The organism is Cytobacillus oceanisediminis (assembly GCF_022811925.1).
In the GTDB taxonomy this organism is placed as follows: Bacteria; Bacillota; Bacilli; order Bacillales; family Cytobacillaceae; genus Cytobacillus; species Cytobacillus oceanisediminis_D.
The window spans coordinates 1,480,272-1,495,471 of record NZ_CP065511.1; the positions used below are offsets into that span (position 1 = coordinate 1,480,272).

The window sequence follows — 15,200 nt, forward strand, 5'->3', positions numbered from 1 at the left end:
TCATACCCCCACAAAAAACGCTATTGCTTCGTAGATTCTAGTATTAATAAAAATGAAGCAAAACTCATATGGAATGCTATGGATTAGTCCAGTTCCAGCGTCTGCAAAAAATTCCATTCTTATCAAAAAAAGCATTCGGTCTACGATTGCTTTTTTTCATTGATGCTGCGTTTGGGAGTTTTGTCACCATTTAATCTGGATAGTAAATTCCGGGTCATACAGACTAAAAATTAAATTTACAAAAGATGATAAAAAATTTGAGTTTTTGGGTACATGTATATGTCTGGGAGAATTATAGTTTTTAGTTGGGAACAAAATACTATATGAAAACATATTCTTTGCAGGTATGCTGATATCGGTATAGTCTAGAGGCTGCCGTTAAACCAGCAAAATGATATTCAGCAAGAGGTATTGGAGGAAATATGAGAAAGAGAACTTCAGTTATTAAAAAGTTTCAGTCAACTTGGAAAAAGCTGCACCTGACACAGGTATCCATATTGCTTGCATCTACATTAGTCTTGGCTTTCTTAAGCTTCGTTTATTTTTCATACAAGGATGCGGATATAAGTGCGCTTGAAGCAGGGCTTGCACAATCTACTGTCATTTATGACGCTGATGAGGAAGTAGCCAGCAAGATCTCTGCAAACAAAAATGAAGGCATTTCAATTGATCAAATTCCTGATCATATGAAGAATGCTGTTATTGCCATTGAAGACCACCGTTTTTATGAACATGGAGGAATAGATTTAAAAGGAATAGGCAGAGCCTTTTTTACAAACCTGAAGGCAGGCGGAATTGTTGAGGGGGGCAGTACGCTTACCCAGCAGCTGACTAAAAACGCCTTATTGTCTGCAGAGAAAACATATAAAAGGAAGCTGGAAGAATTCTTCCTTGCGCTTGAAATAGAAAAGGAATACAGCAAAGACGAAATTATTCAGATGTATTTAAATCAGGTTTATTTTGGAGAAGGCGCCTGGGGCATAAAGCGTGCAGCGATGAAATACTATGCAAAGGATGTTGAGGATCTCTCAATTAGCGAAGCAGCACTGCTTGCTGGGCTGGTTAAAGCCCCTTCAGCGATCAATCCTTACCAAAATAAAGAAAAAGCAATTGAAAGAAGAAACCTCGTGCTTGATCGCATGAAGGAACACAGCTTAATTTCAGAAAAAGAATGGGAAAAGGCTAAAAATGAAAAGCTTGTTTTTGAAGATGGCGGGGGAGATCCCCTTAAAGGGAAATACCCTTACTATGTAGATGTTGTTCTTGAAGAGGCTATTAATAAGTATAATATTTCCCTTGACGATCTTCTTAGTAACGGTTATCACATTTACACTGAGCTTGATCAGGATATGCAGGGCAGTGTAGAAGATACTTACAAAAATGATCAATTATTCCCTAAAGGTACTGGAGATCAGCCGGTGCAAAGCGGAGCCATACTTCTGGATCCTCAGAATGGCGGAATCCGTGCTCTTGCAGGCGGAAGAGGTGAACACACTCTTCTGGGACATAACCGCGCTGTCCATAAAGTAGGCCAGCCTGGATCGACAATGAAGCCGATTGTACCATACACAGCTGCACTGGAATCGGGATGGGAAATCACTGATGAACTTAAGGATGAGAGAATGACATTTGGCAAAGATTATGAGCCGAATAATTATAATGGCCAGTTCCGAGGAAATGTGCCGATGTATGAAGCAGTAAAGGACTCATTGAATGTTCCTGCTGTATGGCTTTTGGATGAGATTGGTGTGGAAAAAGGGGTGGATGCCGCGAAGAGTTTTGGCATACCTGAAGATGCCATTAATCATAATCTGGCACTCGCCCTTGGGGGTACAAATGAAGGAGTTTCACCGCTAACCATGGCACAGGCATATGCTGTGTTTGCAAATGGCGGAGAGAGGCCGGAAGCCCATTCCATTACAAAAATAGTTGATAAAGATGGAGAGACAGTTGCAGAATGGAAAGGTGAAAACACAAGGGTCATTTCAAAGGATGTTGCAGATAAAGTGACAACCATGCTTCTTGGGGTAGTTCAGCATGGTACAGGGAAGGCTGCCCAAATACCCGGCAGAGAAGTTGCGGGGAAGACAGGAAGTACACAAATGACCATTGAAGGCATAGATGGCGTTAAAGATCAATGGTTTGTCGGCTATACACCACAGCTGGTAGGTGCTGTGTGGGTTGGCCACGATAAGACAGATGCAAAAAACTATCTTACAACCTCCAGCAGTGAAGGCACGGCTCCAATATTCCGCGAAATCATGGGAGAAGCCCTGAAAAACCAGGAAGCAGAATCATTTAATGTCCCTCAAATTGCTGGCCTGATGGAACAGAGGCAAAGGGAGCAGCAAAGAAAAGCATGGGAGGAAAACATAAGAAAAGAAACAGAGAAGATAAAAGAAAAAATTGAAAAAGAAAAGGAAAAATGGAAAGATAAATGGAATAAAGGGGAGGAAAAAGGCAAAGAGAAAGAGAAGGAAAAAGATAAAAAGAAAGATAAAGAAAAAGAGGATGATTAACAATATACACTTAAGGAGTACAGTGAAAATCTGTACTCTTTTTTTAGGAGGTGCGCCGTCATGGCAGAGAAATTTTATGATGAATTAGCAGGAGATTATCACTTGATTTTTGAGGACTGGGATCGTTCCATTGCCAGACAGGGAGAGGTGCTGGATAATTTATTAACGGCAGAAGGCATAAAAAAATCCTCATCTATTTTGGATTGTTCCTGCGGCATTGGAACCCAGACTTTAGGACTAGCTAAAAAAGGATATAAAATAACAGCGTCTGACATTAGCGGAAAGTCTATCGAAAGGGCAATAAGGGAAGCAGAACTGAGACACCTGAACATCCAATTTTTTCAGGCAGACATGAGGGCATTGTCATCTGTACACAGCGATTATTTTCAAGCAATCATCTCTATGGATAACGCCTTGCCGCACCTCATTACCGATAAGGAATGCCTAGAGGCACTTAAAGAGGTATACTGTTCCCTCAGCCAGAAAGGTATTTTTCTTTTTTCTACCAGAAATTACGATGAAATACATAAGGAAAGGCCTTCGTCTACCTTGCCTGCAAGAAGGAAAAAAACTATAACCTTTCAGCTGTGGGATTGGCATCAAAATTCTGACGTATATGATTTGCGGCATTTCACAATGGCGGAAAAAGACGGAACCTGGGATGTTTCGGAAAGAAATTCCCAGTATAGGGCCTATAAAAGGGAAGACCTAAAGCAGCTGCTGCTGGAAGCTGGTTTCCGGCAGGTAAAATGGCTTCACCCTGAAGAATCTGGTTTTTATCAGCCAATTGCCATTGCTTATAAATAAAAAAAGGCCATCCGGCCTTTTTTTAAATAGAAATTATTTAGAATAACCAGCTGATTATCGCGCCAATTACCACAATCGCTCCAACTACCATAAAAATTGTACGTATCATCTATCTTCACTCCAATCACTTTGCAATAAAAATGGTCATTTATAGCTGAAATGTTTCAGCTGAATTGATTAAGCGTTTTTCTGACATGTGAAGCACTGAAACATGGTTGCTGCACATCTCTTTGATGTGCTCCAGATGGTTCTGAACTTCATTTCCTTCAACAATGATCTTTAGGGTCGTTTGCGGTTTCACCGTTAATAGGAAAGACACTAATTTAGACAGGTTTGAGGCATCCACAGCTTTGTGTTTGCTATAGAGGTATGTAGTGCCTTCAAATTGTTTTGATCCCTGATAAATTTCAAGCATCTTCTTCATTGTGAACCTATTTTGGACTAAAACATTAGTAGAAATAATTTCTTTCATTTTATAAATCTCCCTTTCAAAAAGTATTTTATATATTAATCGTTTAATGATGCGGTTGTACTAGGGATTTACCCATGTAATCTGAACCGTAAACCATCATGAATCAAAGTGTGAATAATTACCTTTTTTTAGTCGTTAAATATATCGGGGTTGAGGCACCATCAGTCTCCAGAAGGAGATAAAAACCATCAAAAGCCGCTTAATCAATTGTGTATCTATAATTAAACTAGTGATATAAACAGGGAAACTGAGGTAAAACGGATGAAAAAATTCAAAGAAATCTTTCAAAATGCCAATTATGTGAAATTGTTTTTCGCCAACTTTACTTCTCAAATGGGCAGCACGATTGGCTTAACTGCATTCATGTTTTATTTGCTTGATCGTTTCTCGGCACAGCCTTTTTATGCTACATTAACTGAATTGATGTTCTCAGTTCCGACCCTGGCGGTATTTTTTTTAGTTGGAGTGTTTGCGGATAGGATGGATCGCCAGAAAATTGCTTATTATTGTGACTGGATCAGCTCATTATTATCAATTGTACTTTTGCTGACTGTTATCATCGGCTGGATGCCGCTGGTATTTGCAGTATTGTTCCTGAGGAGTGCAATCCAGAAATTCTTCTTTCCCGCTGAGCATGCAATGATCCAAGGGATATTAAAAAGCGAAGATTATACCACTGCTGCGGGCCTTAACCAGGTTGTGATGAGTCTTTTCATGCTTTTCGGAAATGGCCTTGGCATTTTTGTATACTGGACAGTGGGAGTATACGGCGCAATTATGACTGATGCACTTACCTTTATCATCAGTGCATTATTAATAAGATCCTGCCGTATCCCCGAAGAAGTCCGCCTGCCAAATGGCGGCCATAAGCTGAAAGACTTAAATATCGCGCTTGTCTTCAAGGACTTTAATCATGGGATGAAATATATTCTCCAGCACAAGTTATTATCAGCCTTGCTTGTTGGTTTCTTCGTTTTCGGAGTGGTAAACGGCGGATTTTCAGTAATGCCTATTTTTATGCTGAAATATAAGCTGGAGCCGCACGCCTATGAGGAATATTCAGTCCTGCTCGGAATAACCTTTGGGATTGGCGTTCTGATTGGCAGCTTTGCTGCCTCTTTGCTCACTCAAAAATTCAAACTTTATCAGCTGATCATTGCCGGATTATTATTATCCGGAAGCTTCATCATTGCTGCCTCTTTTGCAGAAGACACGTTCATTTTCCTTTCTTTATTATTTGCTGCAGCATTTGGCCTTCCTTTAGTGAACATTGCCATTGGCGGGTGGATGCCAAGCATTGTTGATCCGAAGATGATGGGAAGGGTACAGGGATGGATTAGCCCGCTGATGATGCTTTCTCAATCATTAACACTCGGATTTATTGCTGTCAGCTTTCCTGGACTCCTCAAAGTAGAAATGCTTTATTGGATGGTAGGGGGCTGTTTAGCACTTGTGGGTGTTTTTTACAGCCTCGTCCTTCCAGGATTAACGAAAAAGTCAGAAAAAGGCAGTGAAGCACATTCCTTGGAACAAACTGGTGCAGTATAATGTAATAAAAGACTAAAAGTCCCTATTATAGGGGCTTTTTATGTATAAAAATTTTTTTAAATAAATTTTGAACGTTTTCATCTCTTGAGCGTCTAATGAGTGAAATAAACAGTTACCAATGGGATGATAGGGAAGAGAGGAAAGAAGCTGATGGAGGAGAAAGACCTTATAATAAGCGCCAAACGAGGAGATCAGCTCGCTTTTGCTATGCTTTTTAAAAATAACTATCCCTTTCTGGTTAAATACTTAATCAAAATCACCATGAATCCTGATGCAGCTGAAGAGCTTGCTCAGGAAACCATGGCCAAATGTGTTGAAAAAATCGGCCTGTTTAATGGCAAATCGAAATTTTCCTCCTGGCTGATATCTATTGCGACGAATTTGTATATTGATCAGAAGCGAAAGTCGAAAAGAGAGCGGAACTGGAAAGCAGAGGAAGAAGTATCCAGACGCATGAAGTGGCATCTTGAAAGCCGAAATGAAGAATGGAATGATGCCTTATCGGCATTGGGAAAACTAAAAGACGAGATGAGGATACCTATCGTTCTTAAGCATTATTATGGCTACTCATATGAGGAAATAGGAGAAATGATGAAGATATCTACAGGCACTGTCAAATCAAGAGTGCACAATGGAATCATGTCTGTAAGAGAGGAGTTGAAGCTTCATGGCGAACAGGAAAGTGCTGCAGCTCGAACACGATCATCAAGATGAGAATTTTCTTGCTGCTGTAAAGAAGATAGAAGACGGATTGGAATCGCTGGAAGAAAATGTCCCGGTTTATACACCTGATCTGCAATTTTTTGAACACTTAGTTGCAGAGCAAAAACAGTCGATGAAAAGGAAATTGATCAGGGACTTAGCTATCTTCACTGTTGCAGCACTCCTCATTGTAACTTCTGTATTATTTATGCTGTATCAGGTTCCAGCTGTATTTTTTATTATGCAGGGAATTGTCACTGTTTTTATTATGGCTTATAGTACAGTCAGCTTTGTTAAGCAGGTGAATGGCACATGAGCAGCGAAGAAATTTCCCTCCCTTTGCTGATTGCTGTGGGGATTATCTTAATTGCACAGAGTACGTTTTTATTCTTGGATGCAAGAAAGCACGGCCACAATTATTGGCTATGGGGAATTATCGGTTTAATTCAGGCGCCAATGCCGACGCTGTTTTACTTGATTTTCGTCAGAAAGATTTGGCAGAAAAAAGATTAATTGAGGGATGGAAGGATGAAAAAGTTAAAACAGATGCTGCTGCTTACAGCCACTGGCGGCCAGCTGCTTGGAATCGCGATGCTGTTCATCAATATTAAGGCAGCGATTATGTTTTATATATTATATGCATTAATGATTTTTGCGATATTTATTGTGCTGATAGCTGAGAGAAAAAAAGAAAAAGAGGAGGAAGAACAAAATGATTATCGTGACTACTGATGCGGTACCTGGGAAAGAGATTAAAGAAATTAAAGGTTTTGTAAGAGGAAGTACAGTACAGACAAAACATATAGGAAAAGATATCCTTGCAGGATTGAAAACAATTGTCGGCGGAGAAATTGGCGAATATACTGAAATGATGGATGAAGCAAGACAGAAGGCAATAGGCCGAATGGTTGAAGATGCAAGAGCAAAAGGGGCCAACGCAATTATTGGAATGCGGCTGCAAACATCAGCTGTTATGCAGAATGCTGCAGAGATCATTGCATACGGAACCGCAGCTATAATTGAAGAATAACAGGGGGAAAAACCAGCTGAAAACATTAGCTGGTTTTTTTATATTTTTTTAGATAGTACTGGTTTTTCAATGTGATAAATAGGGAAAGATTTGTAGGTGAATATTTGGCAGAAAATACTTGAAAAGAAACTAGTGAATTTTTTGTGATTTTAAAAGCAATTTACACTGAAATCCTTTACAATAGAGTGAAACTTCTTTAAAAAACAACACTATGAAAATGACACTTGAATGTGGATTGGAGTTTATATGCTATATTACCGTACGTATGTGAAAGATGAATCATTGCCATGGGTTACCTTTGTTCATGGTGCAGGGGGCAGCTCTGCAATTTGGTATAAACAAATGAGAGAGTACAAAAAGCATTTCAATGTTCTGCTGGTAGATTTGCGCGGACATGGTCAATCTGGAAGAGGCACCTGGGAAGAAGGAGATCATTTTTCAGAAGTATCTCAGGAAATAGTTGAGGTGCTCGATCATCTCCATATCACCGAGTCCCACTTTGTAGGTATCTCGTTGGGGACAATAGTGATTCAGACAATTGCTCAGGATCATCCGGAAAGAGTGGCTTCCATGATTTTGGGCGGAGCCATTACAGAATTGAACTGGCGTACAAGATTTTTGATAGCCATTGCCAATTTGACTAAGTACATGCTGCCATATATGCTTCTTTATCAGCTTTTTGCGTGGATTATCATGCCAAAAAGAAATCATCTTGAATCAAGACATGCCTTTGTAAGTCAGGCAGCAAAAATGTGCCAAAAAGAATTCATCAACTGGCTGTCCTTAACAAAGTCAGTCAATCCGTACCTTGGAAAAATCCAGACAAGCATATCCCACATCCCTACCCTTTTCATCATGGGGCAGGAAGACCACTTGTTTATTAAGTCTGTAAAAAGCATTGCCCAAAAAGCAAAAACAGCTACAGTCAAAGTCATTACAGGTGCAGGGCATGTATGCAATATTGATAAACCTGATGCCTTTAACCAGATAACCATCGACTTCATCAGAAGGCAAAAAAGAAGATTGGCTTCATAAAGGATCCCATAGGATCCTTTTTTAAATGAGTTGATGACAGAAAATTTTTAAGAATAGGAAAAAGGCGGATTGACTTTTGGTGTGAGCGGTGATAATCTTACCAATATGGAAAAAAATGAAAAGGAGGGTTACGAAATGATCTTAATTCATCATCATCAAAAAACAACTCAAAAAAGAAAATCTGTAACCTCTCCTTTAAAGCTTATAAAAATGTAAACAGGATCTGTCTGTACATTTTGAAGGAGCACAGGTTACTTTTTGTAACGTGGGCTCTTTTGTCTATTAAGACATATCGCATGCCGCGGTATGTCTTTTTTTGTCCGATTATACAGAAGTTCCAATAGGAATTGCAGGCATAGCCTGTTTCCATATATTTACGCTTTTATTAAGCGGCTGTTTTCGGCAGCAATAGAAAAAAAGGAGGATAATTTTATGAATGTTTTAAGGATGAAAAGAAAAACAATTTTGCCGGAAGATCTTGATGGAGGCTAGTTATGGATTTGCAGCTGTTTATGTATGAAAGCTCTTGATTGAAACTTGAGCTTCATGCGGGAAAGGGGAGAGATCGTTGTTTTCTATTTTAGGGAAATTAAGCTGGTTTTTTAAAGAGAACTGGAAAAGGTATACAATTGCCATTGCTCTGCTGATCATTGTCGGAATCCTTGATGTAATGCCTCCAAGGCTTGTAGGAATGGCAATTGATGATATCCATCTGGGTGAAATGAGCAGTGCTAAAATAATGGAATACCTTGGTTTATTGGCAATCATCACAATCGTGTCCTATGCAATAACTTATATCTGGATGTATCAGCTCTTCGGAGGGGCATTTTTGGTAGAAAGGAAACTGCGTTCACAGTTTATGGGACACCTATTGAAAATGACCCCAACATTTTTTGAGAAAAACCGGACCGGTGATTTAATGGCCAGGGCTACAAATGATTTGAAAGCTATTTCGGTTACAGCCGGATTTGGCATATTGACACTTGTGGATTCCAGCGTATTTATGCTGACGATATTATTTACAATGGGGTTTCTGGTTAGCTGGAAACTAACCTTTGCAGCAATATTGCCTCTGCCTATCATGGCTTATCTGATAAAGATTTACGGGAAGAAGATTCATACACGGTTTATGAGTGCACAGGATGCCTTCGGAGAACTTAATGACAGAGTTCTTGAATCCGTTTCGGGAGTCCGGGTGGTGCGCGCTTATGTACAGGAAAGAGCGGATCAGCAGCGTTTCCATGAACTCACTGAAGATGTTTACAACAAAAATATAGAAGTTGCCAAAATTGATTCTCTTTTTGAGCCAACCATAAAGGTGATTGTGGGTCTAAGCTATCTTATAGGACTTGGGTACGGTGCATATCTTGTCTTCCATCAAACCATCACCCTGGGCCAGCTCGTGTCATTTAATGTGTATTTGGGCATGCTGATTTGGCCGATGTTCGCTATTGGAGAATTAATTAATGTTATGCAAAGGGGAAATGCGTCCCTTGATCGGGTACAGGAAACATTGTCCGCCAAGCAGGATATTAAGAATCCTGAAAACCCATCTATCGTTGAAACCCCTGCCAGTGTTACCTTTAAGGATGTTCATTTCCAATATCCTTCCTCAAAAACGGCTAACCTCAAAGGGATTAAGCTGCATATCGAGCGCGGGGAAACGCTGGGGATTGTAGGGAAAACAGGTAGCGGGAAGACCACTTTCATTAAGCAGCTTCTAAGAGAATACCCAACAGGCACCGGGATGCTTGCAATTGCAGATGTTCCGATTGAAGAACAGGAGCTTGAAAGAACGAGGGGATGGATCGGTTACGTTCCGCAGGATCATGTTCTTTTCTCCAGAACTGTCCGGGAAAACATCCTTTTTGGAAAAGAGGAAGCGACTGAAGAAGATATGCAAAAAGCAATTGATTTGGCAGCTTTCCGCAAAGACCTTGAACTGCTGCCTGAAGGGCTTGGAACACTGGTCGGTGAAAAGGGAGTGGCCTTATCAGGAGGACAAAAACAGCGGATTTCCATTGCACGTGCACTAGTGAAGGATCCGGAAATTCTGATCCTTGATGACTCACTTTCAGCCGTTGATGCCAAAACGGAAAAAAAGATCATTGATAATATCCGGACTGAGCGCAAGGGTAAAACGACAATAATTACAACACACAGGATGTCAGCCGTCCAGCACGCTGATCATATTATCGTCCTTGATGAAGGAGGAGTTGCAGAAGAAGGCACTCATGAGGACTTAATGGCTGCGAATGGATGGTACAAGGAACAATTTTTGAGGCAGCAAACTCAATTCTCTGAGGAAGAGGAGGTGCTTTCATGACCACTGGGAAGCGTTTATTCCGGTATGCACTTCATTATAAAAAAACAATTATTGCGGCACTGCTGATGCTTACGATAGCTGTAACGGCAGATCTGGCTGGGCCTTTCATAGCCAAGAAAATGATTGATGACCATATCCTTGGCATAGAATCTGTCTGGTATCAGACAGAGGGCGGAGAAGATGCTGTAGAATTTGATGGACATTTTTACAAAAAAGAGCAAAACCTTGATCAGGGTGAGCAGAAAATAAATCAGGCCCGCATTCTGCAGGCAGGAAGCCAATTCGTCTTTATCAGCGGTGACATTGCATTTGATGGAGAGCGAACCTATAAAGATGGCAAACTGTTTATTGAAAAAAGCGGCCAAACCGAAATATATGCTGGGAAGGCATTGACTGGTGAAGAATTGATGCTCTTTTATTCACCTGAGATTCCTAAGATCGTTCAGCTTTTGGCCTTTTACTTTGGATTGCTGGTTATCGCTGCATTTTTTCAGTACGGCCAGCGGTTTTTTCTGCAAAAGTCGGCAAATAGGATCATTCAGCAAATGAGAGAGGATGTCTTCGGGCAGATTCAAAGACTGCCAATCAGTTACTTTGACAATCTGCCGGCAGGCAAGGTGGTTGCCCGTATAACTAATGATACAGAAGCCATAAGGGAGCTTTATGTGACAGTACTGGCAACCTTTTTTACAAGTGCCATATATATTTCAGGTATTTATATCGCTTTATTTATTTTAGATGCCAAGCTTGCTGCAATCTGTTTAATCCTGCTCCCGATTTTATATGTATGGGCGATTGTGTACCGTAAGTATGCATCGAAATACAACCATGTAATCCGTTCCAGGGTGAGTGATATCAATGGCATGGTTAACGAATCTATTCAGGGAATGAACATTATCCAGGCGTTTGGCCGCGAAAAAGATACACAAAAGGATTTTGAAAAGCTGAATACAGAGCATTTTACTTTCCAGAATAAACTTTTAAGCCTGAATTCCCTGACCTCACATAATTTAGTGGGGGTGCTGAGAAATGTGGTCTTTGTTGCCTTTATCTGGTATTTCGGGGGAGAATCGCTACATGCATCATCTGTCATTTCACTCGGAATGCTTTATGCATTTGTAGACTACATTAACCGCCTGTTTCAGCCGGTGCAAGGCATTGTTAATCAATTGGCCAATCTTGAGCAGGCACTTGTTGCCGGTGAAAGAGTCTTCAAATTGCTTGATGAAAAGGGCATTGATATTAGTGATAATAACATATCCCGCTATAAAGGGGATGTTACATTCGATCATGTGCACTTTGGCTATAAAGAGAAGGAATATGTGCTGAAGGATCTAAATTTTGAAGCAAAACACGGAGAGACAGTTGCGCTGGTAGGCCATACCGGATCAGGTAAAAGTTCAATCATGAATCTTCTCTTCCGTTTTTATGATTGCCAGGAAGGCAAAATTATGATTGATGGAATGGATATAAAACAGATTCCAAGGCAGGAGCTCCGCAAACATATGGGCATCGTCCTGCAGGATCCTTTTTTGTTCACAGGGACCATTGCTTCCAATGTCAGTCTTGATGACCCTGAAATAACGCGTGACAAAGTGGAGAAGGCTCTGAGGGATGTCGGAGCAGATAAGATTTTTCAGCATCTTGAAAAAGGTTTTGATGAGCCGGTTATCGAGAAGGGAAGTACGCTCTCCAGCGGGCAGAGGCAGCTCATTTCCTTTGCGCGCGCCCTTGCTTTTGACCCGGCCATCCTGATACTCGATGAAGCAACATCAAGCATTGATACTGAGACAGAATTGATTATCCAGGAAGCCATGGATGTGCTGAAAAAAGGAAGAACCACTTTTATTATCGCCCATCGGCTGTCGACAATCCGAAATGCTGATCAAATCCTCGTTCTAGATAGAGGCAAAATAGTTGAAAAAGGAAACCATGATGAATTAATGGAGCAAAAGGGTAAATATTATCAAATGTATCAGCTCCAGCAAGGATCAACACTTGCAGGATAGCAGGGAAGCGCCGGATGGCGCTTTCTTTTTAGGTTTTTGAGGTTTTTTACATTGATATGATGAGCATATCCGCGAAAATTTCGATATAACTGCAGAAAATCAAATTTATCCGCGAATCGCCATCCCAAGGAATTAACATAAACATTTTGTTGTTCAATTAATTTTCACTTTTCGGACACAAAATAGTACCGGGCAAAGAATTTCTGATAAGTTATTTCATGGTATTTTGATATTATCAAACATATCTGGAGGAGTTCAAATGGAGGAATTTTCTATTACTTTGGTGATTGCAAGTATTATGGTGCTTGGATACTTCATAGGATATACAATTGTGAAAGCATAGCTGCCGGCTTTACCGCCCGGCAGTTTTTTTATTCCAAGTTATATCATTAAAATTTAAAAATAAGGGAAAAGAATAAATATGAATCATAGTGATCATTTAAGGAGGTATGAAATTTGGCTGATTTCAGAATTGAAAAGGATACACTTGGCGAAGTGAAGGTGCCTGCGGATAAATATTGGGGAGCCCAGACGCAGCGGAGCAAGGATAATTTCAAAATCGGCATTGAAAAAATGCCGATGGAAGTGATTTATGCTTTTGCTAAGGTAAAGCGTTCAGCTGCAGTGGTCAATAATAAACTTGGGAAACTGTCTGATGACAAAAAGGATGCCATCTCACTGGCCTGTGATGAAGTTCTTGATCATAAGTTTGACAGTCATTTTCCGCTGGCTGTCTGGCAGACAGGGAGTGGCACACAATCAAATATGAATGTAAATGAGGTTGTCGCGAAAAAGGCAAATGAATTGCTGGCCAAGAAGGGTTTGCAAGAAATTAAAGTTCATCCGAATGATGATGTCAATATGTCTCAAAGCTCGAATGATACATTTCCGACTGCCATGCATATCGCAGCCTATACCGAGGTGGAGAAAAAACTGCTTCCATCGTTAAAGGACTTAATAAAGACGGTCAAATTGAAAGAGGCGGCCTTTAAGACAATCGTGAAAATAGGCAGGACCCATTTACAGGATGCAACTCCCCTTACATTGGGCCAGGAGATCAGCGGCTGGCGTGCCATGCTTGAAAAGAATGAAAAAATGCTGACGGATGCAAAGCAATATTTGCTTGACTTAGCCATTGGAGGTACAGCAGTCGGTACAGGCATTAATGCAGATAAGTCATTTGGATCTGAAATGGCAAACGAAATATCCAGACTTACAGGCTATTCATTCCGATCTTCTGAAAATAAATTTCAGGCCCTGACCAGCCATAATGAAATTGTCCATGTTCATGGCACATTGAAGGGGCTTGCGGCCGATTTAATGAAAATTGCCAATGATGTCCGCTGGCTCTCAAGCGGGCCGCGCAGCGGAATTGGGGAATTATCGATACCTGCAAATGAACCTGGCAGTTCAATCATGCCAGGCAAAGTAAATCCGACACAGAGTGAAGCCCTTACGATGGTGGTTTGCCAGGTCTTTGGTAATGATGCCTCGATTGGATTCGCTGCCAGTCAAGGGAATTTCGAATTGAATGTGTTCAAGCCTGTTATTATCTATAATCTTCTTCAAAGCATCAGAATCCTAGCAGATGGAATGGCCTCTTTCAATGAAAATTGCATGAGGGGACTGGAAGCTAATAATGAAGTGATTAATGGCCATGTTGAGAGGTCACTAATGCTTGTAACAGCACTTAATCCGCATATTGGCTATGAAAAAGCAGCGGAAATAGCAAAACTCGCATTCAGGGAGAATACAACTTTGAAAGAAGCAGCATTAAAAACAGGCTATATTACTGAGGAACAATATGAGAATTGGGTTGTACCCGAAAAAATGTTCTAATATTAAATGGCCCTCCTTTCAGAAAGGAGGGCCAAGCCATATTTATTCAATTGTTATATTGCTTTATTAGAAAGAACCGCCACCAAGCTGTTGTTCAGCCATTTGTACAAGGCGTTTTGTGATTTCTCCGCCAACAGATCCGTTAGCGCGGGAAGTTGTTTCTGCACCAAGGTTTACACCAAATTCAGTAGCGATTTCGTACTTCATTTGATCAAGTGCTTGTGCTACTCCTGGTACTAGTAATTGGTTTGAGGAATTGCTTCTGCTAGATGATTGGTTGTTCATGTGATTTCCTCCTCGAAATATAAGTGTTGGTTTATTGGTTGGGTTAGCTGGAATTGCACCAGCACAAGGATTTTATCCTGCTCCACTGCCTGGCGTAACCCATCGTTTTTTAGTGCGGGAGCTTGATGCCGCTGTGTTTACTCTCTATTATGTTTGATTTATAAGAGTTTATTCTTTTTGGGAATCGGGAATTTTTTCCTGAAGGGACTTTCTGATTAAGAGCTTTACATAAGGAAGCTTATACAAACAAACCATATTTAATATCAGCTGAGTTAACGAAAGTGAGAGGATTGAAAATGGCGATATGCCCTGTCTGCAACGGGTTTGAGAAACTGGAAGCAACCTGCAGCTCCTGTGGAAGCAGTATGGAGGACAGTGGAAGAGTAATGGATTTTTACGATGATTACAGTGCCTATATGCCAATCGACCAGATGAAAATGGAAGATGGCTATCCCCAGGATTATCAAAGGGAAGAATGTCCGCATTTGCTAAAGTGTCCATCATGCGGTCAGGATTCAGTAAAGTTAATCAAAGAGTAGAATGGAAATATAGAAAAGCGAAAGCGCCTTGCTCACCCCCGACACCTCGAGGGAGTAGGCGCTGGAGCTAGACAGTATAAAAAAACCCC

Annotated in this window: 15 protein-coding genes; 13 read left to right on the forward strand and 2 right to left on the reverse strand. The window is 40.7% G+C overall.

Annotated features, from left to right (window positions below; genetic code table 11):
* The first annotated feature begins 422 nt into the window (after positions 1-422).
* Both IRB79_RS07720 and IRB79_RS07725 read left to right on the forward strand, forming a co-directional pair.
* The gene (locus IRB79_RS07720) at positions 423-2,519 is read left to right on the forward strand and encodes a transglycosylase domain-containing protein (RefSeq protein ID WP_243507872.1); all 2,097 of its coding nucleotides are present in this window, start codon (positions 423-425) and stop codon (positions 2,517-2,519) included.
* Between the two features lie 60 nt (positions 2,520-2,579).
* Positions 2,580-3,326, forward strand: coding sequence for a class I SAM-dependent methyltransferase (locus IRB79_RS07725; RefSeq protein WP_243507874.1), 747 nt, complete (start codon positions 2,580-2,582; stop codon positions 3,324-3,326).
* A gap of 148 nt (positions 3,327-3,474) precedes the next feature.
* Here IRB79_RS07725 and IRB79_RS07730 read toward each other — a convergent pair whose 3' ends face one another.
* Positions 3,475-3,798 (reverse strand): HPr family phosphocarrier protein, encoded by a 324-nt coding sequence (locus IRB79_RS07730; RefSeq protein WP_243507876.1) that lies wholly within the window; start codon positions 3,796-3,798, stop codon positions 3,475-3,477.
* A gap of 261 nt (positions 3,799-4,059) precedes the next feature.
* Here IRB79_RS07730 and IRB79_RS07735 point away from each other — a divergent pair, with 261 nt between their 5' ends.
* The 10 genes from IRB79_RS07735 to fumC all read left to right on the forward strand — a co-directional run bounded on the left by IRB79_RS07735 (position 4,060) and on the right by fumC (position 14,287).
* Positions 4,060-5,346 carry an MFS transporter gene (locus tag IRB79_RS07735; RefSeq protein WP_243507877.1) on the forward strand — a complete coding sequence of 429 codons (1,287 nt, stop codon included), beginning with the start codon at positions 4,060-4,062 and terminating at the stop codon, positions 5,344-5,346.
* 123 nt (positions 5,347-5,469) lie between these two features.
* Positions 5,470-6,060, forward strand: a complete 591-nt coding sequence (gene sigY, locus IRB79_RS07740) for an RNA polymerase sigma factor SigY (RefSeq protein WP_243507878.1) — start codon at positions 5,470-5,472, stop codon at positions 6,058-6,060.
* On the forward strand, positions 6,014-6,364 hold the full coding sequence (locus tag IRB79_RS07745; protein WP_243507879.1) for a YxlC family protein: 351 nt from the start codon (positions 6,014-6,016) through the stop codon (positions 6,362-6,364). The genes sigY and IRB79_RS07745 overlap by 47 nt, the downstream gene beginning before the upstream one ends.
* The gene (locus tag IRB79_RS07750; RefSeq protein WP_243507881.1) at positions 6,361-6,561 is read left to right on the forward strand and encodes a sigma-Y antisigma factor component; all 201 of its coding nucleotides are present in this window, start codon (positions 6,361-6,363) and stop codon (positions 6,559-6,561) included. Before IRB79_RS07745 ends, IRB79_RS07750 begins: the two co-directional genes overlap by 4 nt.
* Before the next feature lie 15 nt (positions 6,562-6,576).
* Positions 6,577-6,780 carry a hypothetical protein gene (locus tag IRB79_RS07755; RefSeq protein ID WP_019381403.1) on the forward strand — a complete coding sequence of 68 codons (204 nt, stop codon included), beginning with the start codon at positions 6,577-6,579 and terminating at the stop codon, positions 6,778-6,780.
* Positions 6,761-7,078, forward strand: coding sequence for a YbjQ family protein (locus IRB79_RS07760; RefSeq protein ID WP_243507883.1), 318 nt, complete (start codon positions 6,761-6,763; stop codon positions 7,076-7,078). The genes IRB79_RS07755 and IRB79_RS07760 overlap by 20 nt, the downstream gene beginning before the upstream one ends.
* A gap of 246 nt (positions 7,079-7,324) precedes the next feature.
* On the forward strand, positions 7,325-8,113 hold the full coding sequence (locus IRB79_RS07765; RefSeq protein ID WP_243507885.1) for an alpha/beta fold hydrolase: 789 nt from the start codon (positions 7,325-7,327) through the stop codon (positions 8,111-8,113).
* A gap of 568 nt (positions 8,114-8,681) precedes the next feature.
* Positions 8,682-10,439, forward strand: coding sequence for an ABC transporter ATP-binding protein (locus IRB79_RS07770; protein WP_243507886.1), 1,758 nt, complete (start codon positions 8,682-8,684; stop codon positions 10,437-10,439).
* Complete coding sequence (locus tag IRB79_RS07775; protein WP_243507888.1) at positions 10,436-12,448, forward strand: ABC transporter ATP-binding protein; 2,013 nt, start codon at positions 10,436-10,438, stop codon at positions 12,446-12,448. The genes IRB79_RS07770 and IRB79_RS07775 overlap by 4 nt, the downstream gene beginning before the upstream one ends.
* A 456-nt stretch (positions 12,449-12,904) precedes the next feature.
* A complete protein-coding gene (gene fumC / locus IRB79_RS07780; protein WP_243507890.1) occupies positions 12,905-14,287 on the forward strand; it encodes a class II fumarate hydratase in 1,383 nt (460 codons plus the stop codon).
* A 66-nt stretch (positions 14,288-14,353) separates the two neighbouring features.
* Here the strand turns inward: fumC and IRB79_RS07785 are convergent, their stop codons facing one another.
* Positions 14,354-14,572 carry an alpha/beta-type small acid-soluble spore protein gene (locus IRB79_RS07785; RefSeq protein WP_035326833.1) on the reverse strand — a complete coding sequence of 73 codons (219 nt, stop codon included), beginning with the start codon at positions 14,570-14,572 and terminating at the stop codon, positions 14,354-14,356.
* A 296-nt stretch (positions 14,573-14,868) separates the two neighbouring features.
* Between IRB79_RS07785 and IRB79_RS07790 the strand changes: the two genes are divergently transcribed.
* A complete protein-coding gene (locus tag IRB79_RS07790; protein WP_243507892.1) occupies positions 14,869-15,111 on the forward strand; it encodes a hypothetical protein in 243 nt (80 codons plus the stop codon).
* Positions 15,112-15,200: the final 89 nt, after the last annotated feature.